The 24,570-nt window shown below is 46.5% G+C and carries 21 protein-coding genes; 13 read left to right on the top strand and 8 right to left on the bottom strand.

The window, feature by feature from the left end:
* Nucleotides 1–112: 112 nt before the first annotated feature.
* Nucleotides 113–985 carry a three-Cys-motif partner protein TcmP gene (locus MIC7113_RS02625; RefSeq protein ID WP_015180626.1) on the bottom strand — a complete coding sequence of 291 codons (873 nt, stop codon included), beginning with the start codon at nt 983–985 and terminating at the stop codon, nt 113–115.
* Nucleotides 986–1,131: 146 nt separating this feature from the next.
* Between MIC7113_RS02625 and MIC7113_RS02620 the strand changes: the two genes are divergently transcribed.
* Nucleotides 1,132–2,157, top strand: coding sequence for an SPL family radical SAM protein (locus tag MIC7113_RS02620; protein WP_015180625.1), 1,026 nt, complete (start codon nt 1,132–1,134; stop codon nt 2,155–2,157).
* A 22-nt stretch (nt 2,158–2,179) separates the two neighbouring features.
* Here MIC7113_RS02620 and MIC7113_RS02615 read toward each other — a convergent pair whose 3' ends face one another.
* On the bottom strand, nt 2,180–2,365 hold the full coding sequence (locus MIC7113_RS02615; protein WP_015180624.1) for a plasmid partition protein ParG: 186 nt from the start codon (nt 2,363–2,365) through the stop codon (nt 2,180–2,182).
* A 175-nt stretch (nt 2,366–2,540) separates the two neighbouring features.
* Here MIC7113_RS02615 and MIC7113_RS02610 point away from each other — a divergent pair, with 175 nt between their 5' ends.
* Both MIC7113_RS02610 and MIC7113_RS02605 read left to right on the top strand, forming a co-directional pair.
* Nucleotides 2,541–2,759 carry a hypothetical protein gene (locus MIC7113_RS02610; protein ID WP_015180623.1) on the top strand — a complete coding sequence of 73 codons (219 nt, stop codon included), beginning with the start codon at nt 2,541–2,543 and terminating at the stop codon, nt 2,757–2,759.
* 133 nt (nt 2,760–2,892) lie between these two features.
* Nucleotides 2,893–3,252 (top strand): hypothetical protein, encoded by a 360-nt coding sequence (locus MIC7113_RS02605; RefSeq protein WP_015180622.1) that lies wholly within the window; start codon nt 2,893–2,895, stop codon nt 3,250–3,252.
* A 153-nt stretch (nt 3,253–3,405) separates the two neighbouring features.
* On the opposite strand, the gene MIC7113_RS35855 is transcribed toward MIC7113_RS02605, so the two are convergent.
* Nucleotides 3,406–3,561, bottom strand: a complete 156-nt coding sequence (locus MIC7113_RS35855; RefSeq protein ID WP_155897909.1) for a hypothetical protein — start codon at nt 3,559–3,561, stop codon at nt 3,406–3,408.
* A gap of 10 nt (nt 3,562–3,571) precedes the next feature.
* On the opposite strand from MIC7113_RS35855, the gene MIC7113_RS02600 reads away from it, so the two are divergent.
* From MIC7113_RS02600 to MIC7113_RS02580, 5 genes are all read left to right on the top strand, one after another.
* On the top strand, nt 3,572–4,897 hold the full coding sequence (locus tag MIC7113_RS02600) for an APC family permease (RefSeq protein WP_015180621.1): 1,326 nt from the start codon (nt 3,572–3,574) through the stop codon (nt 4,895–4,897).
* A gap of 277 nt (nt 4,898–5,174) precedes the next feature.
* Nucleotides 5,175–7,685: a dynamin-like GTPase family protein gene (locus MIC7113_RS02595; RefSeq protein WP_015180620.1), complete on the top strand. Its 2,511-nt coding sequence runs from the start codon at nt 5,175–5,177 to the stop codon at nt 7,683–7,685.
* Nucleotides 7,686–7,930: 245 nt separating this feature from the next.
* The gene (locus MIC7113_RS32960; protein WP_015180619.1) at nt 7,931–8,272 is read left to right on the top strand and encodes a KGK domain-containing protein; all 342 of its coding nucleotides are present in this window, start codon (nt 7,931–7,933) and stop codon (nt 8,270–8,272) included.
* Nucleotides 8,272–8,721: a KGK domain-containing protein gene (locus MIC7113_RS02585; protein ID WP_051055545.1), complete on the top strand. Its 450-nt coding sequence runs from the start codon at nt 8,272–8,274 to the stop codon at nt 8,719–8,721. Before MIC7113_RS32960 ends, MIC7113_RS02585 begins: the two co-directional genes overlap by 1 nt.
* A 5-nt stretch (nt 8,722–8,726) precedes the next feature.
* Nucleotides 8,727–8,972 carry an HNH endonuclease gene (locus tag MIC7113_RS02580; RefSeq protein WP_015180617.1) on the top strand — a complete coding sequence of 82 codons (246 nt, stop codon included), beginning with the start codon at nt 8,727–8,729 and terminating at the stop codon, nt 8,970–8,972.
* A 42-nt stretch (nt 8,973–9,014) separates the two neighbouring features.
* On the opposite strand, the gene MIC7113_RS02575 is transcribed toward MIC7113_RS02580, so the two are convergent.
* The 5 genes from MIC7113_RS02575 to MIC7113_RS02555 form a co-directional block, all read right to left on the bottom strand.
* On the bottom strand, nt 9,015–9,617 hold the full coding sequence (locus MIC7113_RS02575) for a Uma2 family endonuclease (RefSeq protein ID WP_041780371.1): 603 nt from the start codon (nt 9,615–9,617) through the stop codon (nt 9,015–9,017).
* 45 nt (nt 9,618–9,662) lie between these two features.
* Nucleotides 9,663–10,598 (bottom strand): phosphate ABC transporter substrate-binding protein, encoded by a 936-nt coding sequence (locus MIC7113_RS02570; protein WP_015180615.1) that lies wholly within the window; start codon nt 10,596–10,598, stop codon nt 9,663–9,665.
* A gap of 58 nt (nt 10,599–10,656) precedes the next feature.
* Nucleotides 10,657–12,084, bottom strand: a complete 1,428-nt coding sequence (locus MIC7113_RS02565; protein ID WP_015180614.1) for an ABC transporter substrate-binding protein — start codon at nt 12,082–12,084, stop codon at nt 10,657–10,659.
* A 34-nt stretch (nt 12,085–12,118) separates the two neighbouring features.
* Entirely contained in the window at nt 12,119–13,603 is a 1,485-nt protein-coding gene (locus MIC7113_RS02560; protein ID WP_015180613.1) for a serine/threonine-protein kinase, read from the bottom strand.
* A 143-nt stretch (nt 13,604–13,746) separates the two neighbouring features.
* On the bottom strand, nt 13,747–14,748 hold the full coding sequence (locus MIC7113_RS02555; protein WP_015180612.1) for a LysR family transcriptional regulator: 1,002 nt from the start codon (nt 14,746–14,748) through the stop codon (nt 13,747–13,749).
* Between the two features lie 194 nt (nt 14,749–14,942).
* On the opposite strand from MIC7113_RS02555, the gene MIC7113_RS02550 reads away from it, so the two are divergent.
* From MIC7113_RS02550 to MIC7113_RS02530, 5 genes are all read left to right on the top strand, one after another.
* Nucleotides 14,943–15,659 (top strand): NnrU family protein, encoded by a 717-nt coding sequence (locus MIC7113_RS02550; RefSeq protein ID WP_015180611.1) that lies wholly within the window; start codon nt 14,943–14,945, stop codon nt 15,657–15,659.
* A gap of 137 nt (nt 15,660–15,796) precedes the next feature.
* Entirely contained in the window at nt 15,797–16,138 is a 342-nt protein-coding gene (locus MIC7113_RS02545) for a thioredoxin family protein (RefSeq protein WP_015180610.1), read from the top strand.
* A 432-nt stretch (nt 16,139–16,570) separates the two neighbouring features.
* Nucleotides 16,571–18,643, top strand: a complete 2,073-nt coding sequence (locus MIC7113_RS02540; RefSeq protein WP_015180609.1) for an NAD(P)H-quinone oxidoreductase subunit 5 — start codon at nt 16,571–16,573, stop codon at nt 18,641–18,643.
* Between the two features lie 392 nt (nt 18,644–19,035).
* The gene (gene ndhD1 / locus MIC7113_RS02535; RefSeq protein ID WP_172642266.1) at nt 19,036–20,619 is read left to right on the top strand and encodes a photosynthetic/respiratory NAD(P)H-quinone oxidoreductase subunit D1; all 1,584 of its coding nucleotides are present in this window, start codon (nt 19,036–19,038) and stop codon (nt 20,617–20,619) included.
* 272 nt (nt 20,620–20,891) lie between these two features.
* Nucleotides 20,892–24,542 carry a CHAT domain-containing protein gene (locus MIC7113_RS02530; RefSeq protein ID WP_015180607.1) on the top strand — a complete coding sequence of 1,217 codons (3,651 nt, stop codon included), beginning with the start codon at nt 20,892–20,894 and terminating at the stop codon, nt 24,540–24,542.
* The last annotated feature ends 28 nt before the right edge of the window (nt 24,543–24,570 follow it).

Raw genomic sequence — 24,570 nt, 5'->3', positions numbered from 1 at the left:
TAGTCTATGAATATAGGGGCGATCGCATATTAGTCATTCTCAAGTGCGTAAGTAATTTTACTCTTTATCTGAAAGAGTCACAGTATCTCACACCAAGTAACATCTTTATTCTTCACTTTTTCAAGATATGTTGTGCAATCTTGATTGCTGTTGGAGCACCTTTTTTATTAGCTGAAGCAAAGCAAAGTAAGTACAAAGGACTATTTTGCGAATTAACTAGCAAAAGAGGGTTTTCTGCAACACCTTCAAACACTGACTTTAAACGTTCAACAAAATAGTTTGCAATTACTTGAAAATTAGCTGTTTTCTCAGGGAATGAATAATTTCCAAATAAGTCTTTCTCTGTTCTGATGGAATAAAAAGTTTCATACCACTCTGGTGTACCAAAAACTTCATCCAACCTTCTTCTGATTGAAGGTTTTATGTTGCCATCTTTTTTGAGTAATCTATTAACTGCTATACCAATTGGAAATAGATACCATAGGTCAATAGCTTCAGTTCTGGCAATTGAGGTAATTGTTGACCAGGGTACTTGCATTCCAAAAGGATCTAAGAAAAGTACAGCACGATTAGTTTTCCAATTTTTGGCACATAATTCGTTTATGTACATATTTGCATCTGACTGAATTATAGTGATGTCATCAGCTAGAGTAGTAAACTCGGCTTTAAGTTTATTGAGCTCAGCAATCTTACTCTCATCTTTTTCAATAAAAATATATTTAGTAAATCTCGGTTTTGTCTGAAGTGCAATGCGTGCAGAGCCATCAAATAGTTTTTTTGATTCTTGATCTACAAGTTCAGGTAGCATCAATGTACTTGCCTCGTCATCTTCCTTAAGCTCTCTATATCCCGTACCAGCAAAAGCATCGATGTACGCATAGCGGAATTTATATTTACTCATAATTGTTGAGTAAGCAACCAAATATTTCCGAACTCGATTTAACTTTTCTTCCGTCCAATCACCACCAAAGGATTGTTGAATCATTTTCCTCTTTCATCAAAATGAAATATAAAGTTAACAAGAGTATATTCTTATCTAAAATCAATCTATGTTCTTAAGGATAAATGATATAATTATTTTTCGCGCTTAATATTTAACTAGTTAGCTTAGAAAGCAAAATCAATCTACACATGACCATTATAAAAGGCACCGAAAAAATTGTTAATCCTCTCCAAGAGAGCGCTCTTAATAAAAAAGGTTTATGTGACTATGTGGTTAATGTAGCATCAGGCTGCCTACATGGTTGTACTTTCTGTTATGTACCTTCAACTCCAGCAATTCGCACAAAACAAGCACAGTTACGGGAAAAAGGAGTAAGCAATCCTCAGATGGATTGGGGACAATATCTCTTTGTTCGTGAAGATATTCCTGAGAAACTAGAAAAAGTTTTAAGTCGTAAGAAATCTTGGCGTGAAACAGATGCAGGTAGAGGAGTAGTTTTACTCTGTTCTGGCACAGATCCGTACCAAAACAAACAGACAGCAACTGTGACCCGTAGCGCTGTTCAGGTTCTCTTGAAATATAACAAAAGAGTCAGAATTCTAACTCGTGGTCTATTGTGGGTAAATGATATTGATGTTCTCAAGTGTGACAACGTAATTGTTGGCATGAGTCTGCCATACCTAGATGATGACCTCAGCCGCAAAATTGAACCTCAATCACCTCCGCCGACTGAACGCTATAAAGCTTTGCAGGAAGGGCATCAAGCTGGGTGTCGGTTGTATGTTGCTATGGCTCCTACACCTCCTACCATGACTTTAGATCACTTCAAAAGGTATCTGGAGAAATTAATGCGTATTAATCCAGAGGTAATCTTTTGGGAACCCATCAATGCTCGTGGAACTAATGGAAAACGGATGCTAGCAGCAGGATTAGAATTTACCAGTTCCATTATGAGCAAACAATCCTGGGCAGAAACGTTTAAAAGACAGTGGGAGGATATTGAAGCCGCAGCAAAAGACATAGGATGTTTGGAGCGGCTTCATATTTGGCCCGATCCTGAACTAAGAGGATATGTGGATGAAGCTAAGTTAGACAAATGGTTATATACCCCAACAGTAGAAAAGTGGGACTACCTGACAGCCACACAGACTAAAGCTAAGGCTACTCAGGCTACTCGTAAAAACTCAAAGAGAACTACTGCTTCCATTCGCTAAGGCTTCTTTGTCGCGATCGCCTTTAATCCCCCTTACCCTTCTTACCACCGGGTGAGGGGTTTTCGTGTTCTTCCAACCACTTCTCAATCAGTTCCTTCAACACATCGCTCATATCGCGTCCCTCTAAGGCACACGTTGCCTTAAATCGTGCTCTCACGGATTCGGGAACGCGCCCTCTAACAAATACTGGGTTCTCAGCTTCCGACACAGACTACAGCTCATAAAGGCTCGCTTCCATTTTCTCATTGCTATAAATTTTTTAGTTTTATATTGCTATTGTGCTTTATTGCTATTTTGCTACAATAAAAAACAGTTAAAGCCAGCGCCCTACCTTCCTAAAGCAGACGCTGGCTTTGGCTCCCTAATACAAGGAGACTCTACTAATGGTAAAACTTTTAAGCAATCCTAATGATCGCCCTTGGGCAATTGCGCGTCTTTTGCCAAACGCACGAACCATCATCGTTGCCCGTTTCCGCAACCGCCAAGACGCCCACGACCACAAACGACTGTTGCATCGGTTCATCCCAAACGCTCAGTTTGAGATTATCTTTGACCTTCCCAATGACAAAGAAGAGGAGCATCAAACCCAGGTGCTGAGTTAATTCTGGCAAATCGACTCAGTTAGCTACAGCCAAAGCTCTCTATAGTCCCCAACACCAGGGGCAGTAAAAATACTCTAGCTCCCTCTGGTGTTGCTCACGAAGCCTGGAGAAGGGTTCTTCTTTCCTAAAAGTCATGCAACAGCTACGTCATCGCATCAACCCTAAAACTTTTGTAATCACCCTCCGGCAAATCGCCAAACACCTGAAAATCCAGCAAGAACGCATTCTGAACTGGGCAAAATGGCATAACGTCCTCTGGGTGCATATTCAGGGACTCGGTGGCTACTTTATCAGTTACCGTAAACTTGAACAGTGGATTGCGGCTTGTAGTACCTTGATACGCTTCTGCCCAAATCTGCAAGCTCTCAATGCCCTTTGGAAAAGCATTATTCAGGAATCTCAGCGATATACAGAAGAAGCGTTTTCCCGCCTTGATGCCATCTTCGAGCAAAGATTGTCAGTTTTAACTTCTGCAAAACACCACCAGCAGTAGATCACAACAACGGACTTTTTCATCATCGTTCCCCAGAGTAAAGCTTTTAAAAGCTTCTATTCTCTTGAGCTTTTACAATTACTTCAGAGTGAGCTTGGTGAGGAGATTTACGAAAATTGGTTGTCTATAAATCCTGGGAAATTAACTGAATTTTTAGCTAACGCATATCTCATCCTCAGCCATTACTTGATTACAGGCAGGCGCGATCGCATATTTGGTCTGAGTGCGAATCCGCGCAAGTGCGATCACGCTTCCACCCCCTATACTGATGAGCAGAAAGATGACACGATTGGGAGAATAGAAGGACAAGAGAAATGCTATGGAACCGAATGCGGAAGCGGATTCACTGAAGCGAGTGTTTGGATTGCCTACGCTGGTGATTTACGGGGTTGGTGATATTCTCGGTGCCGGAATTTATGCAGTGATCGGAAAAATTGCGGGACTTTCCGGCTCTTTGGTTTGGGTTTCTTTCCTGACAGCAATGACTGTTGCGGCACTTACAGCTTTAAGTTATGCCGAACTCGGCAGTCGAGTTCCGCAAAGCGGAGGAGTCGCCACTTTCATCCACAGAGCGTTTCGCAAGGATTGGCTCTCAATCCTTGTAGGCTGGTTGATGTTTTGTACCTGCCTTGTTTCGATGGCGACTCTTTCAAAAGCGTTTGCAGGCTATCTGAACGCTTTTGCTCCAGGCATTCCAGCTTGGTTGATTATCCTCGCTCTCTTTTCTGGTCTTGCATTTGTCAATTTTAGGGGAATGCAGGAGTCCTCAGCCCTGAATATTTTTTGCACCGCTCTCGAAGTTTCAGGTCTGGTCATCGTTATCCTAGTTTCGGCTCTTTTTATAATCGGGGGCGGAGCAGGCACGGGTAATCCTGTTACAAGCCCCATACCCAACACGCTAGCAATCGGTTGGACGGCGATCATGCAGGGAGCGGCACTCGCCTTCTACGCCTTCATTGGCTTTGAGGATATCGTGAATGTTGCGGAGGAAGTGAAAAATCCCGAGCGCAATGTTCCAAGAGCCATCCTGTTTGCCCTGGGAATTGCAGGTGTCGTTTATGTTCTCGTGTCTTGGCTTGCCACTAACGTACTAAGTCCGGCAGCGCTCTCCGCCTCGAACGCTCCTCTTCTCGATGTGGTTCGGCGATCGCAGCCAAATTTTCCAGCCGTCGTCTTTTCACTCATCGCCCTGTTCGCCGTTCTAAATACGGCTTTGCTGAATTTTGTCACAGCATCGCGACTGCTCTTTGGGATGTCCAGAGAAGGGCTGCTTCCAGCTTGGTTAGGAAAATTACATCCACGGCGAGCAACTCCCTATCGAACGCTGCTGATCATTCTGCCGATCGCTATCTTTCTCGCGCTTTCAGGTACACTTCAATTCCTAGCTGGAACAACCGCAACCTTGATTCTTGCAATGTTCTGTCTGGTCAACCTTTCACTGCTGGTGATTAAACGCCGAGAACCCCGAACCGATGGCTTTCAGGTTCCTTATCTGATTCCGGCTTTAGCGCTAATCTCCAACTTAGTTCTCGTTGCCTTCGCCTCTCGGGAAAGTCACATTTTGGCGTTAGTGTTTACAGGTATAGGAATGCTTCTGATTTTGCTCCGCAATGCCGTGAGCAGTGGATCGCGACAACTGCATTAATAATTTTTAGTACATTCAGTAGACTGATTTTTGGATAGAAAGTTTGACGTTGTTTGGTACAGGACTTATGCAACTGGCTACCCTATCCGCTACAGATAGAGGCTAAGGCAATGCCTTAGCCCCTAGGAAGATGGTGTATTAACCCAGAAAATGCGTAAGTCCTGTGGTAGAACCTGTTGAGTACAGGACTTAGATTTTGTGGATTCTACGGTGTTCCTCACATAATGACAACACTAAGATCAGCCTAAAGACTCATTGATTTGAGATATCTACTACCATGACGCCAATACTCCCTCAGTGCCAGAATCTGCAAGAACAGGTAGAACGTTTATTAGAGCTATTGCATCAAGAGCCATCTCTACGAGCGTTGCCAGAGGATGTGACGGCGGTTCAGGCTTCTTTGCGAAAGGCGATCGCACCCACCTTCGAGATTGTCTTTGCCGGTGCGTTTAGTGCAGGGAAATCGATGCTGATTAATGCGCTGCTAGAACGAGAATTGCTCTACAGTGCGGAGGGACATGCGACGGGAACGGAATGTTACATCGCCCATGCCGAACCGGATCGAGAACGAGTAGTGCTGACGTTTTTGAGCGAAGCGGAGATTCGGGAACAGGTGGTGGCGTTGTGTCAGCGATTGGGATTAGCGGCGGCTAATATCAATCAACCGGAAGCGATTGATTTACTACGCCAGGGATGTGTTCTGGTTCTCCAGCAGGAAGGCGGAGAGAGTAAGTCAGAGAGGGCAAAGCAGGCAAAGGCGCTAGATTTGTTGCTGGGAGGGTTTATCGAGAATCGCGATCGCATCAACACCCTGAACAATGCCACCTACTCCATGGAGCAGTTCCACTTCTCAAATCTCCTAGAAGCGGCTGGATATGCTCGTCGCGGTAGTAATAGTGCGGTTCTGAAGCGAATTGAGTATTACTGCCATCATCCCCTATTGCAAGATGGCAACGTCCTGATTGATACACCGGGGATTGATGCGCCAGTGCAGAGAGATGCGGAACTGACGTATCGGAAAATTGAAGCACCGGAGACTTCGGCAGTGGTATGCGTACTCAAACCCGCGTCTGCTGGCGATATGACGACGGAAGAAACGGAACTAATCGAGAAGATGCGGGGGAATCCAGGAATCCGCGATCGTGTCTTTTATATTTTCAATCGCGTTGATGAAACCTGGTACAACAGCCAACTGCGGCAACGATTGGATTCTTTAATTAGCACCCAGTTTCGAGATACGCCTGCTGACAGGGTTTATAAAACCAGCGGATTACTTGGCTTTTATGGAAGTCAGATTAAAGGAACCACTGGAGACGTTAGCGAAGCGGTTCCCAATGAATTTCGCTTTGGTTTAGATTCCATCTTTGCTGACAGTGTCAAAGGCACAGTTGGAGGGGAAGATACTCCACAATTTGTCAATGAGTTTCTTCGCTACTGTGCCAACTCTGGCAAGCTGTCTCCTAGTCGCTTCCGAATTTCCGTCAATAGTTATGAAACACCGAATGAAAACTATGTACGCATTCTGACGGAACAAGGAACGCCTCTAATTGAACAGCTCATTCAAGACAGTGGCATTGAAGAGTTTCGTTCGGCAATCACACGCTATCTCATGGAAGAAAAGCGCCCTCAATTATTTGCGAATTTGGCTGATGATTTACAACCCTTGTGCATTGGATTGAAGAAGCACTACCTGAGTGTTTACCGGAATTTGGACAGCCAACCTCGCGAAATTGAGGCAATGAAAGCAAAGGAATTGGAATACCTCAATCAGGAACTTCAGCAAGTTGGAAAAGAGTTTTGCCGCCACATTGATGAGGAGATGAATCTGGCAGTGAATAACGCTTGCCCCACATTTGAGGCAGATTTTCGGCAACTGCAAACCGACATGATTCAACGCCTCGATGAATTGCTGCACAAGTTTTCAGTCGCAGAAGCTTACAGTCGTGCGACTCGCAGCCATCCTCGCAACGCCACAGCACCTCTAATTGCTGTGTTAGTAGAAGCACTTTATTCTCTAGCTAATGAGCTAGAAGATGTTTTGGTGAAATCTTCACAACAGGTAGTATCTAGCTTTTTTCAATACTTAATTGAGCGAGTGCGCCGTGCAGATTATTACAGTCAACTTTATCGATTACTGGGGAATGATGGCGGGATTGAGCAAAAGCTAAAGGGGGTAGAGAAGCGGGTTTCGGACGCTTTGGTGAGTGCGGCAAGAACAGAGTGCGATCGCTTTGTACGAGAAAGCCCTCGTTTTTACGATGAAGGCACATTTTCAATCTATCAATTTCGGCAAACTTTGCAGCAAACGTCTCAAGGTTATGATGCGGAAAGCATGATTGAAGCCGAACCCGCGATTCGGCAGTTACTCAAGTTAGATTTCGAGCCAAAGATCGATCAAACACTCCGGCGAAGTTTCCGCCAAACAATTAACCAAACTCTCAAAACGCTACTATTGCCAATGGCTGATGAGCAGGCAGAAGCAATCTTGCAGCAATATCCCAAGGCACGTGCTTATTTAGAGCAAACTTTGGAAAAAGAAGCAGAGGAAAAAATTAAGTTGAATCTCAAGTTGCAGGATGAAATTGAGCAGAAGATTGCTGATTATAATCAAGCCGTTACTGGAATCAATAGCTGTTTGCAAGGAATGTTGTTAAACAGATATCAGCTAGCTGTGGTGGGAGAATCTGATTTGAAAGCAATACCAACTTATGTTGAATCAGATGATTTTGATTCTAGTTTGAATTTTACCGCTGTATCTAACTCTATTGATGCAACAGAGGCTCTCTAAGCAGGGTTTTGAGGTGAAAATATTAATATCTTTCACTTACCCCCTCAACCACCAGAGAATTAATTCCCTAGCTAACAGTTCAAGTTCATTAAAATGGACTCAGATATAAGTCTTGTCAGCATTTAGTCCTCTTTAGAGGACTTTAGCTATGAGCCGGGGAATTAATTCCCCGGCGGATTGACAGCGTAGTATTGAATTAAAATCAATAGAAAGAACTATGTAACAATGGATAACTGGAAATTGATATGGTAAAAAGGCATGAGCTACTAGAGAATAATGCAATCGTCTCTGTAAAAGCGTTTGATCTAATTCTAATGCCCCACGTTACATTCAAAATGAGTGAATTTATTGAACGACTTGGAGCAGTATTGGGAATATCAGGAGATAAATGGCGGAGGTGGGGTTTTGAAGGCGTAGAGAGTGAAATCTTATCCCCTGGAAAAGGTTGGCGAAAAGGAACAATTAGATTAACTCTAGAGTTTCTACCTGATGAATCAGAACTTGAAGTGACAGAGATAAACAAAGAAATTGAACAACCTGAATCGCCGCTTGATGATATTCGCCGGATGATAAATGAGAATAGTTAGTGAAAGAGGTTGAAATGGAAGATAACTATAATTTACAGAACTTTGGTGAGAATGATGTTTTGTCATTCGGCACTCCAATGTTCAAAGTCGGTAAATTAAAAGAAGAAGTCAAGAAGCTATTGCATGAACCTACATTAGGAGAGCAACTCAGTAACTCACTCAGTTCCCAGAATTTACGCATAGATGTTGGAGGAGAGTCGCGTGGGCGATATTATTATAAGTTTTACAATAAATGGTTCGGTGATGGCATTAGCTGTGAACTTCTAAAAATTGGTGCTAAGGATTGGCAAAAAGGAAAAGTGAAAATTAACCTTCAAGTCTCTCTGGAGTTCTGTCCTGATGAGCCTGAAACTGAAGATATACCAGCAATCAATGAACCAGAAATCAGTCCACCCGAATCACCACTTGATGATTTGCGTCAGATGATTAACCAGGAAAATCAACAGTAAGAGTTATGGCTAAAACCCCCAGAATTCCCATACCTCCAGAAGTGAGAAACTATGTTTTTGAACGCGATCGCTATCAGTGCAAAAGCTGCGGCAAAACCAAGCTAGACACTCAACTAACGATTGACCACATTATTCCCTTGGCTCGTGGTGGTCAAAATGATATTAGTAACTTACAGACTCTCTGTCTTCCTTGTAACCAGCAGAAACAACATAACCTCGATCCCCGCTTCCGTCGTCACTTCAGTAATTGACGCAGAAAGCCGCTTCCTTTTGGCTCATAGTCAATACAGAATTCACCAAATTTTGCTTAAATCCAGAACAAATCCGGGTAATATCAACTCACCGCTAACAGTAGCCGGATTATCCAAACATTCCACAGCTACTCCCGGACGATAAATGTAAACCTGCCGATTTTTGCGATCGATTAAAAATCCTAAAAGCGTACCGTTGTCAATATATTCTTGCATCTTAGTTTTCAGCGGTTCCAAGTTATCAGAAGCAGAGCGTAACTCCACCACAAACTCAGGACAGATGGGAGCAAATTTCTTCTGTTGTTCGGGAGTTAAAGCATTCCATCGTTCTAGTTTTACCCAAGCCGCATCTGGAGAACGATCTGCACCATTGGGAAGCTTAAAGCCAGTACTAGAGTCGAAATAAATCCCAGTTCCGTCACTTTCTGCCCAAATCCCTAATTGCACAATCAATTTGGCATTTCGATTTCCGGTTTCCGAACCAGTCGGAGGCATAATCAGCAATTCTCCTGTAGCCATGCGTTCGATGTTTAAGTCACGATTAATTTGACAGAACTCAAAAAACTGCTCATCTGTGAGATTAATTATTGGGTGCAGGCGCAACACCAAAGGAGAGTTTTCTGTTTGAGTTGTTACTGTTGTCATCGTCATGGCACCAATCCTGGACTGCTGTTGCCTTTTGTACACTTACTACTTTGAAGATTCATTAGCAGATGCGATCGCACTCTTTCCTTTGTCAGATGTAACATAACCCAGAAAGGCTTGAACTTGGGAACTAGCAGGCTGCTTGTAAACGTAATAAAGCGTTCGCTGATAGGGGTAATTAGATGCTTCAGGAGTCAATCCATCTACCGCAACCGTCCGTACCGTCTGTTGATTCACCACCTGAGAATAGGTGGCATAACCAATGCCACTCGTTCCTAACGCCCGCAGTAGGGGTGTAGTCGCATCTTGAGGTAGTGTCGTAATGTTGGGTGTCGTGCCAAAGTTTTGTCCTTGAAGCACAAATTCTTGAAATGTTTGATGGGTACCACTGTTAGGGGGACGATTAATTACTCGCAGCGTTCCTGCTGTTCCTCCTACTTTGGACCAATCTGTAATTTGCCCTTGAAAAATTCCCCTAACTTGATTTTGACTTAATCCTCTACGAAACGGATTCTTATCTCCAACAACAATCGCGATCGCATCTTTTGTGACAGGCACAGCCACCAACCCTTGACTTGTTTCTTGGAAAGTCAGGGGGCGAGAGATAGCCGCAACGTCTACATTTCCCCGAATAAGGTCTTGAATCCCTTTATCAGACCCTCCTGCATTCGTATTAACAGTTGTCCCAGGAAATTGCTGTTCAAAACTGCTTTTCAGCGCCTGATTAATTTGCACCATACTGGTAGCACCATCAATTCTTATCGTAGTTCCACTCTGTACATTGGTAGGAGGTGCAAAAGCTTGAGTGGGTTGAGATGTGTTTGGGTCTTGAGGTTGGTTTTGTGGGGTTTTATTATCGCCCGATAAATTACCAATGTTAGAGCCAGAGCTACGGGTAAACCACCAAAATCCACCGCCCAATAAGGCAGCTGTCATTAAGAGGGCTAAGACTAGAACGGTCGTTTCGTTTTTTTGTGACATACCACCATTAAAGCAATCGGTTTAGTCATCAAAAATTGGTTTTTAGCTGGAGGATTCCTTATTTTGGGATTGGGACAAATTTATAGCCCCAAGGGTTGTCAGAACCGGCTTGAATCGTAACCAACTGAACAGATTGATTGCGATCGCCAGATGGCAAAAACTTAATATTTCCAGCCGCACCTTGGGCAGAAAAGTTGGGTGCCAATATCGATTGTTGTACCCCTATCCGTGTTGGATTACGCTCAATCCCAGCGATTAATGCTTTGGCAGCATCATAAGCCATTGCCGTGCGCCAGTTCACGTCTGCTCCCCAAAGTTGATTTGCTGCTTTGGTAAACTCAGCCTGAGGGTTTGCCCCAATATGCCAGGGAATTGCCAGCACCATGTTTTCCGCTGCCAGTCCTCCTAATTGCAAAGTCTTGGGAGTGTAAACATCATCTCCGGCTAAGATCTTGAGCCGTTTACCATTAACTTGAACCACGAGCATGGCTTTATCCAGTGTGCCTGTATTGACTGCTAACATCAGTACCTGTGCCCCTCCCTCAATAGCCTGCTCGATACTTTGAGCGGCATTAAAATTCGGATCGGATAAGTCAACTTCGTTAATCACTTGCCCTCCTCCTAGAGAAACAGCCGTGACAAACTCTGACTTTAGGGATTGACTATAGCCGCTTTGAGAGTTAAAAAAAACAATAACTTTTTCCTGTTTAAGTTTTTGCAGCATATAGTCAGCTAAAGCTCTTGCTGCCACGTAATCACTGGGTACAGTCCGAAAAACATAGCGACTACGACCCGATAATTTGACTGTGGTACTAATCGGAGAAATCGCTACTAATCCCCCGGATTGATATGTATCGGCTGTGGCTAAGGTGACATCACTGGCATAATGACCAATGACTCCTAATATCTGTGAGTTTTTTATAAAAGCAGCAGCTATTTGCTTCGCTATATCTGAGTTATTTTCATCATTGGCAATGAGAACTTTGAGCGGAATACCTTTTATTCCACCGGCTCGATTGATTTCATTTTGAGCTTGAGCAACCCCACGCATTATTTCTTGAGCCGCATTGAGGTCAGTACTAATAGGAACAGAAGCGGCAATTGTGTAGGATTTTTGCTTGCCAATCCGAGCGTTGTTGAGATAAATCAGGGTTTCTGGGTCGTTGCGGTCGCTCTTGAGAGAGGCTTCTAGCTGCGTAATCGCTTCTGCATAATTACCCGATGCGATCGCCTTGATTGCTGCCTGTTTTTCGGGTGTAGGATTAGCAGGAATTAATAACTTTTCTCCTGCACTAACGTGCTCTTGAACAGACTGATTCAATTGAGGTGAAGTGGTTTTGGTTTCACTCGGATTACTTGGGTTTCCCGCCAAACCGCCTAGATTGGTACCGCTACCTTTTGTAAACCACCACGCGCCTATCGCCACTAAAGCCAGAGTGACGACTAAAGAAACTACAAGAACAACCGTTTCGTTTTTTTGAGACATGCACTGATAAGGCTGGCGGCTAGATGGGTGGCGTTTAGAGCAACCGACGCAGTAAGCGATAAATGAGCTGGAAAAGTGCTGTGATGGCGATCGCTCCAGCTCCTGCAAAAACGGCGCTTATCATCACTCCTGGGATAGGTATATTTTGCCTGATAGCGAGGAATAACACAGTCGCTAGGGTAAGTCCGCCAACGATCGGTAAGTCTTTACCCTCGATCAGGCGACGGTTTTGGGCAAAGATTAGCCCTCCCACAATAAAGATTAATAGTCCTATGCTAATGCTTGAAATGCCCAGCACGATACGCAGGGCAGTAAATAGCAATCCCGCTTCAAATCCTGTAAAAGCTGCCCCACCCAAAAGCTCCAATACAGAAGAAGTGGGTCGTGCAGATTGAGGCTGGGGATGAATTGGAGTCGCCGCTACAGGTGGGTTACTCTGAGGTTGAGTCAAGGGCGGCATTGTGGGGGAAGCTGTGGATGGCTGAACAGGTGGTGGTACCTGGGCTGGTTTACTACGAGGTCGTGTTCTCCGTTGTGAGGCTGGAGGAATCACAGAGGGAGGAGGGGTAGGACTGGGTGTGAGGGCATCGATCACCTCTTGAGCAGATGGAAAGCGTTGATTCGGCGTCGCTAACAGCATTCGGTCTAAGACATCTGCTAGGGTATCGCTCACTTGGGTGTAACTTCTCCAATTCCACCCGTTACTGTAGGAATCATACAGTTCTCCCGCCTCTTTCCCCGTAAGCAATGTAATCACCGTCACCGCTAGGGCATACAAATCCGTTGAAGGATAGACTTGAGCGCCAGCCATCTGCTCTGGGGGTGCATAGCCTTGAGAATAAATTCCTGTTGATCTCCCTGCTCTTGCCCCCGCTGCCGTAACCTGCTTAACCGCACCAAAATCTAAAAGATACAAACGCCCATTCTTGTGGCGCATGATGTTGGAGGGCTTAATATCTCGATGAATGGAGTGATTATCATGGACGAACTTCAACACATTGAGAATTTCTCGCAGGACTTCTAGTGATTCGGCTTCGGAAAACTGCCCCTTGGTGATTAATTCTTCCTCTAACGTTTGTCCATCAATAAATTCTTGAACCAGATAAAAGAATTGGTCTTCGTTACCCCCTTGCGGTTTAGGCACACTCAAGGGAAAGAAGGCAAACAGATCCGGGATTTGGGGATGACGGCTACCTAGTTGCTCTAAAACTTCCGCCTCTCGCTCAAATAAATCTTGGGCAATTTGTAGCTGCTGTGGGTTCAAATCCCCAGAGGGCTGAAACTGTTTGACCACACACTGGCGCATGGCGGGGGTATAGCGATCGCGAGCGAGGAACGCGGCTCCAAATCCTCCCTGTCCTAATAACTTCAAGGGAAGATAACGACTCACTAAAATCAGTGGCATCCCACAGGATGTACAGTATTTTTGCTGAGCCGTCTTGAGCGTAGCCTTGTTATCCAGATCAGGAAAGTGATTTTGGGGGCGGGGACAGCTAGGACGGGTGCAGTAAATTTCCATATAGAGCAGAGCGTCAGGAATAAAGCATCGAAGGCACCGAAAGACACTAACAGATTACGCCACTCAGGTTTTTCTTTCTCTTCCCACTTTAGCCTCGAAGCACATTCCTAGACGCTCAATGCCTCAGTTTCCCAACACTCCTGTTAATCTCCTACAGCATGAGCAGAACTCGCCTGGATTTTCGGTGCTGTCATAGCGACGGGTTCGGCTTTGAGTTTCCATCCAGGATTGGCAAATTCCGGGAGAATCTCGCGACTAAAAGCTTCGGCTGCTTTAGAACGATAACGGTGGGGGTTAACAATCACAGACAGCGCCCGCTTGACTACGACATCATCAATCAGTGCGCGGTGTAGGATGCTCATCTGTAACTCTTTTTCAATCGCAGAAATGGAGACAAAGGCAGCCCCTAGTCCGGATTGCACGGCATTTTTAATCGCCTCAATGGAGTTAAGTTCCATCTCAACCTTGAGGCGTCTAGTATCAATTCCGCAACGGCTGAGGACTTGGTCAATCACTTTACGGATGGTGGATTGAGAATCCAAGGCAATAAACTGCAACTTATACAAATCATCTTTTTGAATCGTACCGATTTTGGCTAGAGGATGAAACGGTGGCAAAATGAGTGCCAGTTCGTCTTCGGCGTAGGGAACAATTTCCAGCGTCTCTTGTAACTCACCGGGAACTTCGCCACCAATAATTGCTAAATCCACCTGTCCATTGGCAACACTCCAAGCGGTGCGGCGAGTGGAGTGAACTTGTAATTGCACAGCGACATCGGGATAGCGCTGCCTAAACATGCCAATCATTCGAGGCAGGAGATAGGTGCCGGTGGTTTGAGACGCGCCGACAATCAACGTGCCACCCTGGAGATTTTGTAAATCTTCGATCGCCCGACAGGTTTCTTGGCAAAGTGAGAGTATTTTTTCCCCGTAGCTCAGGAGGAGGTATCCGGCTTCCGTCAGTTGGGCGCGGCGTCCGCCCCGATCAAATAAGGGAACATCTAACTGCCGCTCTAGGTTTTGAACCTGCAAACTTACAGCGGGTTGTGAAACGTACAAGCTATCAGCAGCACGCTTAAAACTCCCCTCAGTAGCGATTGCTTTGAGAATGCGGAGTTGGTCAAGAGTGAAAGGAAGGTCAGACATACGGCTAAACCTGAGTGAAAGGAGCAACTGAGGCCAATAACAATTTGTTTGAGGATGAGATTTGACTCAATGTGGACGGCCTAAGAGTAAAAGTTGTCAGTCTCTGCTGAAATCGACAGTAACATACCGAGGCCGCAAGTACTTAGACCGATACTTGTTAGGATGGAATGTTCACAAAATCTACATTAATCTTTATGGCGTTTTCGAGTTGGCTAACATCCAGCCATTGGGTGATGCTTGGGTTGCTTTTAGGGTTTGCGGTCGCTCATAGTGGTTTAGCCGCACTCCGACCTTGGGGAGAACAACGCATCGGGCCGAGACTTTACCGTATTTTGTTTGCCCTCGTTAGCCTCCCCCTTGCTGTTGTATTAATCATTTACTTTTTTAATCACCGATATGACGGCTTGCAACTTTGGCAGGTTCAGGGAGTTCCCGGCATCCAGTCGCTGGTTTGGGTTCTCTCAGCCATTTCTTTTCTCTTTCTTTATCCAGCTACGTTCAACTTACTGGAAATTGCCGCGATTCAAAAGCCCCAAGTTCACTTGTTCGAGACGGGCATCATTCGCATCACCCGACACCCGCAAATGGTGGGACAGGTGATTTGGTGCGTTGCCCATACCCTTTGGGTCGGCACGAGCTTTACCCTCCTCACCTCAGTCGGATTAGTCCTGCATCATCTTTTCGCTGTCTGGCATGGCGATAAACGGATGCAGACCCGATATGGCGATGCTTTTGAGGTGGCAAAAGCTCGCACGTCTGTCATCCCATTCTTGGCGATTCTCCAGGGACGTCAGACCCTCAAATGGGAAGAGTTTGTCCGTCCGGCTTACCTGGGTGTTACCGTTTTTGTCCTGTTGCTGTGGTGGGGACATCCCCTATTCATCACTGCGACGGGGACGGTGAACTGGTAATACACGTAATACATACTTTCGTCAAGCTGTAATACAAGTAATACCGGGATTTTTCTTGATTTTCATTGCCCAAATTATCCAATTTGGATGTAGCATGATCCCAATCATTGTAAAAACTCATATATTTTCGAGGGAAAATGGTGTTGTCTCTTAACGAGCGGACTTTTAGGCAAGAGGTTTTAGAATCTTCGCTCCCCGTTCTGGTGGATTTTTCGGCACCCTGGTGTGGCCTGTGTCGAGTCATCCAGCCCCTCGTTCGGGAGTTTCAGTCGGAATGGAATGGGCAAGTCAAAATCGTAAAAATTAATGCCGATGACAATCTGAAGCTTGCCACGACCTATCGCATTAAGTCCCTGCCAACGTTGCTCTTATTTGAGGGAGGTCAGGTGATTCAACGCCTTGATAACTTTCATGGACGAGAGGATGTGCGAATGGCGCTCAAAACTCTCATGGTCACTTCGCTTCCCCAATCAGCTTAGTCTATACCCTCTCTTGTTGGAGGAGCGATCTCACTGTCCCGACGACCACTGCATCTGCATCGGGATAAATCAGCACCAGCTACTTTCGTGATAAAATACCAAAAATCTAAATGTGTATATCGTTTTCCTGAACCTGCTCAACAGGCGTAACCTTTAAATATAGATGTTGTTCCATGAGGGGCTTCCCCACACCCTCGCATAGGATATACGCTCAAAGGCAGTCTAGTCAGTTGTGTCAAAACCTAATCATTGGCTTGTTTGACATGTAACCATCGGTAGAAGTAATCAACCGATGGTCTTTTTATTTTGTAGATATTTTTACATTGTGTTGTTTATTGATTGTTGGTAAGCAAACTTTTTTTTCGAGTAGGTATATGTCACAGTGTTAACGTTTTGCCAGAATAGTAACGAAATCTGAAGAAGGCATTCGCCATGGAACCGCTTTATCAATATGCCTGGCTTATACCAGTATTGCCCTTATTAGGAGCAATGCTGGTGGGCTTAGGGCTAATCACACTGAACAAAGCAACTAACCGTCTGCGGCAGTTAAACGCCGTGTTGGTTGTCTCCCTCCTGGGAGCATCAATGGTTCTTTCCTTTGCTTTGCTGTGGAGTCAATTTCACGGACACGAACCTTTTATCCGGACTCTGGAATGGGCGTCGGCTGGAAACTTTCACCTGTCGATGGGCTACACCATCGATCACTTGACGGCACTGATGCTGGTAATTGTGACAACGGTAGCCTTTTTGGTGATGATTTACACCGATGGCTACATGGCTCACGATCCGGGATATGTTCGCTTCTATGCCTATTTGAGTGTCTTTAGCTCCTCCATGTTGGGTTTGGTCGTCAGCCCCAACTTAGTGCAGGTTTATATTTTCTGGGAATTGGTGGGTATGTGTTCATACCTGCTGGTTGGCTTCTGGTACGACCGTAAGCCAGCCGCAGATGCGGCGCAAAAAGCCTTTGTCACTAACCGTGTGGGTGACTTTGGTCTGCTGTTGGGCATTTTAGGTCTTTACTGGGCAACGGGCAGCTTTGAGTTTGATGTGATGGGTGCCCACCTGAAAACCTTTGTGGAATCCGGTTACCTCAGCTCTGCTCTAGCCGCACTGTTTGCTGTTTTGGTATTTCTAGGGCCTGTGGCGAAATCAGCCCAATTCCCCTTGCATGTATGGCTACCGGATGCCATGGAAGGCCCCACCCCCATTTCCGCACTGATTCACGCGGCAACGATGGTGGCGGCTGGGGTATTTTTGATTGCTCGGATGTACCCCGTGTTTGATGGTATCCCATCGGTGATGAACGTGATTGCCTGGACGGGAGCCTTCACAGCCTTTTTAGGTGCTTCAATCGCGATCACGCAAAATGACATTAAGAAAGGTTTAGCCTATTCCACTATTTCCCAATTGGGTTATATGGTCATGGCGATGGGTATTGGCTCCTATACGGCTGGGTTATTCCACCTGATGACTCATGCTTATTTCAAAGCGATGCTGTTCCTGGGTTCCGGTTCAGTGATTCACGGTATGGAAGGTGTTGTAGGTCATGACCCCGTTTTGGCTCAGGATATGCGACTGATGGGGGGCTTGCGGAAGTATATGCCGCTTACGGCTTTGACCTTTTTCATCGGTACTCTGGCGATTTGTGGGATTCCTCCTTTTGCCGGTTTCTGGTCAAAGGATGAAATTCTCGGCAATGCGTTCGAGGCAAACCCGATTCTGTGGTTGGTGGGTTGGCTCACCGCAGGCATCACGGCATTTTATATGTTCCGGATGTATTTCTCTACCTTTGAGGGAGATTTCCGGGGGAATTTAACCCATATCCGGCAACAGCTCAAAGCCGCCGCTTTGGGTAAGGTAGCACCCGCCTTTGGCCCCGGTGCGATGGATACCAGAGAATTGAAAGCGGAGGCTGATCACGAAGATGAGCACGATCATGGACATAGTGAGTTTCCCCATGAGTCTCCGCTAACCATGACCTTGCCCCTGTTGTTACTGGCGGTACCCTCAACGCTAATTGGTTTGGTAGGGACGCCGTTTAACAACTACTTCGAGGAGTTTATTCACCCCGCTGGGGAGGCTGTTGTCCACGTAGCGGCAGAGGCAGAGGCTTTTGATTGGACAGAATTTCTGATTATGGGTGGCAGTTCCGTCGGGATTGCCTTGATTGGGATTACCCTAGCTTCGCTGATGTACTTAAGCGGTAAGATTGACGCGAAAGCGATCGCCGAAAAAATTAGACCTTTGTACGATTTGTCATTGAATAAGTGGTACTTTGATGACATTTATCACAAGGTTTTTGTTATCGGTTTGCGCCGAATTGCACGGCAGATTATGGAAGTGGACTACCGCATTGTCGATGGTGCCGTTAACCTGACCGGCTTTGCGACCCTCTTAAGTGGTGAAGGGTTGAAATACCTGGAGAATGGTCGTGTCCAGTTCTATGCCCTGATTGTCTTTGCCGCTGTCTTGGGTTTAGTGATTGCCTCTGGGATTACCTAAAAACTTGTGAGTGGTCAGTGATTGGGTGATGACGAGTTGAGGAGGCGATTACCCCAAAATAGGAGTGAGCGCATTCTCACCACCAACCCCTAAAAACTGGCAACTTTCAGCGAGTCACCCTTTTTAACAAGGAAAGACTCTAGAACTTTAGCCTATCCGGAAAATTGATTCCCGAATCCCCTAACATCTGTCTTGATCGGTGTCCATTTGCGGCTTCAGATCTCATCCTTACTTTTCGGATAGGCTCTTAGGAAAGAGTGTGTGGGACAAACCACCCCAGACACTCCCAGATCAGAGAATAGGAAAGAGGTTCTGTTTGCGCCTTGATTCAGACTCTTAAGAAATCTCAACGGCGTAAGTTCTGAACTAAAAACAAACAACTGAACATGAGCTTGACAGATTTTCCCTGGCTAACAACTATTATTCTTTTTCCCATCGTTGCCTCGCTGTTTATCCCTTTTCTCCCTGAAAAGAATGGGATGTGGGAGCGTTGGTATGCTCTAATCATCGGGCTGATTGATTTTTCCCTGATTGTTTATGCCTTTGGCACAGAGTATGACTTTTCCCAGCCCGGACTGCAATTGGTGGAGAAGTACTCGTGGGTACCCGAACTGGACTTGAATTGGTCAGTGGGTGTTGATGGGTTGGCGATGCCTCTGGTATTGCTGACCGGCTTTATGACGACGCTGGCGATTCTAGCGGCTTGGCCGGTTACCCTCAAACCCAAGCTGTTTTACTTCCTGATGCTGGCGATGTACGGCGGACAAATTGCCGTGTTTGCCGTTCAGGATATGCTGTTGTTCTTCCTGGTATGGGAACTGGAGTTGATTCCGGTTTACCTACTGTTGTCGATTTGGGGCGGGAAAAAGCGCCTCTATGCGGCGACAAAGTTTATTTTGTACACGGCAGGCGGTTCGCTGTTTATTTTGGTCGCGGCATTGGCGATGGCGTTTTACGGGGATACCGTAACGTTTGACATGAGTGCGATCGCTGCCAAAGACTATGCGCTAAACTTCCAACTCTGGGTCTATGCTGGCTTTTTGATTGCATACGGGGTGAAGTTACCCATCTTCCCCCTGCACACTTGGTTACCGGATGCCCACGGGGAAGCGACAGCACCCGTGCACATGTTGCTGGCAGGCATTCTGCTGAAGATGGGAGGATATGCCCTGTTTCGCATGAATGCGGGGATGCTGCCCGATGCTCACGCTTACTTTGCACCGATATTGGTGATTTTAGGGGTGGTGAACATCGTTTACGCGGCAATGACATCCTTTGCTCAGCGTAACCTGAAGCGGAAAATTGCCTACTCTTCCATTTCCCACATGGGATTTGTATTAATTGGGCTTGGCTCGTTTACCGACTTGGGAATGAGTGGCGCTGTGCTGCAAATGGTGTCTCATGGTTTGATTGGTGCCAGCCTGTTCTTCTTAGTCGGTGCCACCTATGACCGAACTCACACCCTGATGTTGGATGAAATGGGGGGTGTGGGGCAGAAGATGAAGAAGATTTTTGCCATGTGGACGACTTGTTCCCTCGCCTCTTTGGCGTTACCGGGGATGAGCGGATTTGTGGCAGAGTTGATGGTATTTATTGGCTTGGCAACCAGTGATGCCTATAGCTCAACCTTCAAGGTGATTGTCGTGTTTTTGGCAGCGGTTGGGGTGATTCTCACTCCCATCTACCTGCTGTCCAATCTGCGGGAGATTTTCTATGGTCCGGAAAACAAGGAATTGATTGAACACGAAGTTTTGCAAGATGCCGAACCGCGAGAGGTGTTTATCATCGCCTGTTTGTTGGTGCCGATTATCGGCTTTGGGTTTTATCCCAAGATGCTGACTCAGATTTACGATGCCACTACGCATCAGTTGACAGAGCGGCTTCGTGCATCGGTGCCCAGTCTGGGACAACCGGCAGTGGTGAAGGCAGAGCAGCCGTTGTTGTCTCTGGTCGCACCGAAAATTGGTGAACCCTAGGACTTGACTTTTAATCAACTTTGTGAAGTAGGATTGGTATGATGCCAGTCCTATTTCTTTTTTTAGGATTGACACCCCAATCCTCGATATTTGGGGAGAGCAAGTATCCCTCAATCCCTCAACCTTAGACATTGACTGTAAGCTTACTCCTGGCTGAAGCACTGGCGATCGCTTGTGAACCCTAGATCCCCGACTTCTCTAAAAAGTTGGGGATCTAAAGATCTGAAAAATTCCCAACCTACCTGCATAACCTCTAAACTCTCAGAGATAGAATGCAACAGTGGAAAGCGGTGAAGAGGGCAGGTGCGGTAATGGCGCGATCGCAAAAAACAGACACAAGGACTCACAAAGTACTCTTATTGCTGCTCAAGAGCCGCGCTACTCTATGCGAAGGGAGTATAGCTCTGTTAGTCGGTGTTCTTTTATTTTCACAGTCGGTAGCTGCCTGTCGCGAAGAAGATCCCCCCCAGCTTCTCGCTAAAGCTCCGGCCTTAAAAAGGGGGGAGAATCTAGTCAAAGTCCCCCTTTTTAAGGGGGATTTAGGGGGATCTCTTGGGGTTGGAGGAGAAGTTTTCGGTTTAGCGCTATTGATCACTACTCTGTTGTTTTCAACATCCGTCACTGCCACACCTCAACAATTCTCCCCCCGTTTAGACCCCCCCCCCGCCCCCCTTAAAAAGGGGGGAGCCAGCATTGCCCAACAGCCTACAACTAATCAACAAGACGCCACCCGCGCCGCAGCCGAACGAGTCTTTCAGGAGGGAGTACAACTCTACAAGCAAGGCACAGCAGAATCTCTGCAACAAGCAATTACAAAATTTGAAGAGGCACTACCCCTGGTTCAGGCGGTAGGTGATAAGACATTGGAAGCCTTCATTCTCTTGGTCATCGGTCGAGCCTACAACGCCTTAGGAGAAAAGCAAAAAGCGCTGGATTTTTACAACCAAGCCTTGCCCATAGTTCGGGCTACTGGGGACAAGGCAGGGGAAGCTGTTACTCTCAACAACATCGGTCTAGTCTACTCCGATTTAGGAGAAAAGCAAAAAGCGCTGGAATTCTACAACCAATCCTTGCCCTTGAGTCGGGCTACTGGTGACAAGAAACAAGAAGCCCGTACCCTCAGTAACATCGGTCAAGTCTACTCCGATTTAGGAGAACAGCAAAAAGCGCTGGAATTGCTCAACCAATCCTTGTCCTTGAGTCGGGCTACTGGGAACAAGGCACAGGAAGCCACTATCCTCAGTAACATCGGTCAAGTCTACTCCGATTTAGGAGAACAGCAAAAAGCGCTGGAATACTTCAACCAATCCTTGCCCTTGAAACGGGCTACTGGGGATAAGCGAGGGGAAGCAACTACCCTCACTAACATCGGTGCAGTCTACTCTGCATTAGGAGAAAAGCAAAAAGCGCTGGAATTCTACAACCAATCCTTGCCCTTGAGTCGGGCTACTGGGGACAAGACAGGGGAAGCCCTTACTCTCGGTAACATCGGTGCAGTCTACGACGCATTAGGAGAAAAGCAAAAAGCGCTGGAATTCTACAACCAATCCTTGCCCTTGAGACGGGCTACTGGGGATAAGCGAGGGGAAGCAACTACCCTCAATAACATTGGTAAAGTCTACTCCGATTTAGGAGAACAGCAAAAAGCGCTGGAATTGTTCAACCAATCCTTGCCCTTGAAACGGGCAACTGGGGACAAGCGAGGGGAAGCGATTACTCTCAACAACATCGGTCGAGTCTACTACGCATTAGGAGAAAAGCAAAAAGCCCTCGACTACCTCAACCAATCCTTGCCCTTGAGTCGGGCTACTGGGGACAAGCCACAAGAAGCGGTTACTCTCAACAACATCGGTCGAGTCTACGACGATTTAGGTCAAAAGCAAAAAGCGCTCTCATTCTTCAACCAATCCTTGCCCATGTTTCGGGCAACTGGGGACAAGGCAGGGGAAGCAACTACCCTCAACAACATCGGTCTAGTCTACTCCGACTTGGGAGAAAAGCAAAAAGCGCTCTCATTCTTCAACCAATCCTTGCCCATGCTTCGGGCTACTGGGAATAAGGCAGTAGAAGCCATTAGTCTCAATAACATCGGTGCAGTCTACGGCGATTTAGGTCAAAAGCAAAAAGCGCTGGAATTCTACAACCAATCCTTGCCCTTGAGTCGGGCTACTGGGGACAAGCCACAGGAAGCTCTTACGCTCTTTAATGTTGCCTACCTAGAACGCAGCCAAGGCAACCTCAACTCAGCCTTAACTCAAGTTGAAGCTGCCATCACCATTATTGAAGATCTCCGCACCAAGATTGATAGCCAGCAACTCCGCACCTCTTACTTCGCCACAGTGCAAGATTATTACCAGCTCTACATCGACCTGCTGATGCAGTTGCACAAAACCAACCCCGGCAAAGGATACGACGCTCTAGCCCTCAACGCCAGCGAACGCTCAAGGGCAAGGGGTTTGCTGGAACTCCTCACCGAAGCAGGTACTGACATTCGCCAAGGTGTAGACCCTAAATTAATCGAACGCGAACGCACCTTGCAACAGCAACTTGATGCCGTCGAGAAACGCCGAGTCCAAATCCTTAGCGGTAACCACACTAAAGAACAAGCAGAGGCAATTGAACGAGAACAAACCACCCTCTTAGAAGAGTATCGCCAAGCCCAAGCCGATATCCGCGCCACCAGTCCCAGCTATGCCGCACTCACTCAGCCAAAACCCCTTACCCTCCCCGAAATTCAGCAGCAAGTCCTCGATGACGACACCCTACTGCTACAGTATTCCCTAGGCGAAGAACGCAGCTACCTGTGGGCAGTGACCAAAACCAGCTTCACCAGCTACGAACTCCCCAAACGCGCCGAGATTGAAAAAGCCGCCCAAAATTTCTACGAACAGACAGGAAAACAAAAAGCACCCGAACAAAGAGGACTCGGTGCTATTCCCCGCGAGGATAGCCTAGAAGTCACTACCCAACTCAGTCAAATCCTGTTATCTCCCGTTGCAGGACAATTGGCAGGCAAACGCTTACTCATCGTCAGCGACGGCGCACTCCAGTATTTACCGTTTGCTGCATTACCAACACCCGACAGCTTGGGTAAGGACAAAACTCCTGTTCCCCTAATTGTCAACCACGAAATCGTCAATTCACCCTCAGCCTCAACCGTCGCCATCTTGAGGCAAGACACCAACGGGCGTAAATTAGCTCCAAAGAAGGTAACTGTGATTGCCGATCCAGTGTTTAGCGCCAACGATGAACGGCTCAAAACCTCGGTGTCCCCACAACCTGTAAACCCTAACGATTTGGACAGCTTAGCGTTAACTCGCTCTGCCCAAGAAGCCGACGTTACGTTCCAACGTTTGCCCTTTACACGCAAAGAGAGCGATCGCATCCTCTCCTTTGTCCCCACCACTCAAAGCCAATCCGCCTTCGATTTTGCCGCCAATCGTGCCACAGCCACTAGCCCAGAACTCAGCCAATATCAAATCGTACACTTTGCCACCCACGGCATCCTCAACAGTACCAATCCAGAATTATCGGGCGTTGTTCTCTCTCTCGTCGATGCCAAAGGTACCCCCCAGAATGGCTTCCTGCGACTCAACGATATCTTCAACCTCAACCTCCCCGCCGAACTCGTTGTCCTTAGTGCCTGCGAAACTGGACTGGGCAAGGAGATTAAAGGAGAAGGATTAGTGGGCTTGACAAGAGGCTTTATGTATGCAGGTTCCCCTAGAGTCTTAGTCAGTTTGTGGAGTGTGGCGGATGAAGGCACCTCAGAATTAATGAGCCGATTCTACAAAAAGATGCTGCAAGACAACTTAAAACCAGCCGCCGCCCTGAGAGCCGCACAAATCGAGATGTTGCAGGATGCAACCTGGAAATCTCCCTATTACTGGGCAGCCTTCACCCTGCAAGGGGAATGGAGATAGCTTGAATTTCGTGATCCTGCTGGCTGCG

The organism is Allocoleopsis franciscana PCC 7113, from assembly GCF_000317515.1.
GTDB lineage: Bacteria > Cyanobacteriota > Cyanobacteriia > Cyanobacteriales > Coleofasciculaceae > Allocoleopsis > Allocoleopsis franciscana.
This window is presented reverse-complemented; position numbering and strand designations above follow the sequence as displayed.

Coding starts and splice junctions, on each gene's coding strand:
- MIC7113_RS02625 (WP_015180626.1), bottom strand. CDS start 985: ATGATTCAACAATCCTTTGGTGGTGATTGGACGGAAGAAAAGTTAAAT.
- MIC7113_RS02620 (WP_015180625.1), top strand. CDS start 1,132: ATGACCATTATAAAAGGCACCGAAAAAATTGTTAATCCTCTCCAAGAG.
- MIC7113_RS02610 (WP_015180623.1), top strand. CDS start 2,541: ATGGTAAAACTTTTAAGCAATCCTAATGATCGCCCTTGGGCAATTGCG.
- MIC7113_RS02605 (WP_015180622.1), top strand. CDS start 2,893: ATGCAACAGCTACGTCATCGCATCAACCCTAAAACTTTTGTAATCACC.
- MIC7113_RS02600 (WP_015180621.1), top strand. CDS start 3,572: ATGGAACCGAATGCGGAAGCGGATTCACTGAAGCGAGTGTTTGGATTG.
- MIC7113_RS02595 (WP_015180620.1), top strand. CDS start 5,175: ATGACGCCAATACTCCCTCAGTGCCAGAATCTGCAAGAACAGGTAGAA.
- MIC7113_RS32960 (WP_015180619.1), top strand. CDS start 7,931: ATGGTAAAAAGGCATGAGCTACTAGAGAATAATGCAATCGTCTCTGTA.
- MIC7113_RS02580 (WP_015180617.1), top strand. CDS start 8,727: ATGGCTAAAACCCCCAGAATTCCCATACCTCCAGAAGTGAGAAACTAT.
- MIC7113_RS02575 (WP_041780371.1), bottom strand. CDS start 9,617: ATGACAACAGTAACAACTCAAACAGAAAACTCTCCTTTGGTGTTGCGC.
- MIC7113_RS02570 (WP_015180615.1), bottom strand. CDS start 10,598: ATGTCACAAAAAAACGAAACGACCGTTCTAGTCTTAGCCCTCTTAATG.
- MIC7113_RS02565 (WP_015180614.1), bottom strand. CDS start 12,084: ATGTCTCAAAAAAACGAAACGGTTGTTCTTGTAGTTTCTTTAGTCGTC.
- MIC7113_RS02560 (WP_015180613.1), bottom strand. CDS start 13,603: ATGGAAATTTACTGCACCCGTCCTAGCTGTCCCCGCCCCCAAAATCAC.
- MIC7113_RS02555 (WP_015180612.1), bottom strand. CDS start 14,748: ATGTCTGACCTTCCTTTCACTCTTGACCAACTCCGCATTCTCAAAGCA.
- MIC7113_RS02550 (WP_015180611.1), top strand. CDS start 14,943: ATGGCGTTTTCGAGTTGGCTAACATCCAGCCATTGGGTGATGCTTGGG.
- MIC7113_RS02545 (WP_015180610.1), top strand. CDS start 15,797: ATGGTGTTGTCTCTTAACGAGCGGACTTTTAGGCAAGAGGTTTTAGAA.
- MIC7113_RS02540 (WP_015180609.1), top strand. CDS start 16,571: ATGGAACCGCTTTATCAATATGCCTGGCTTATACCAGTATTGCCCTTA.
- MIC7113_RS02530 (WP_015180607.1), top strand. CDS start 20,892: ATGCAACAGTGGAAAGCGGTGAAGAGGGCAGGTGCGGTAATGGCGCGA.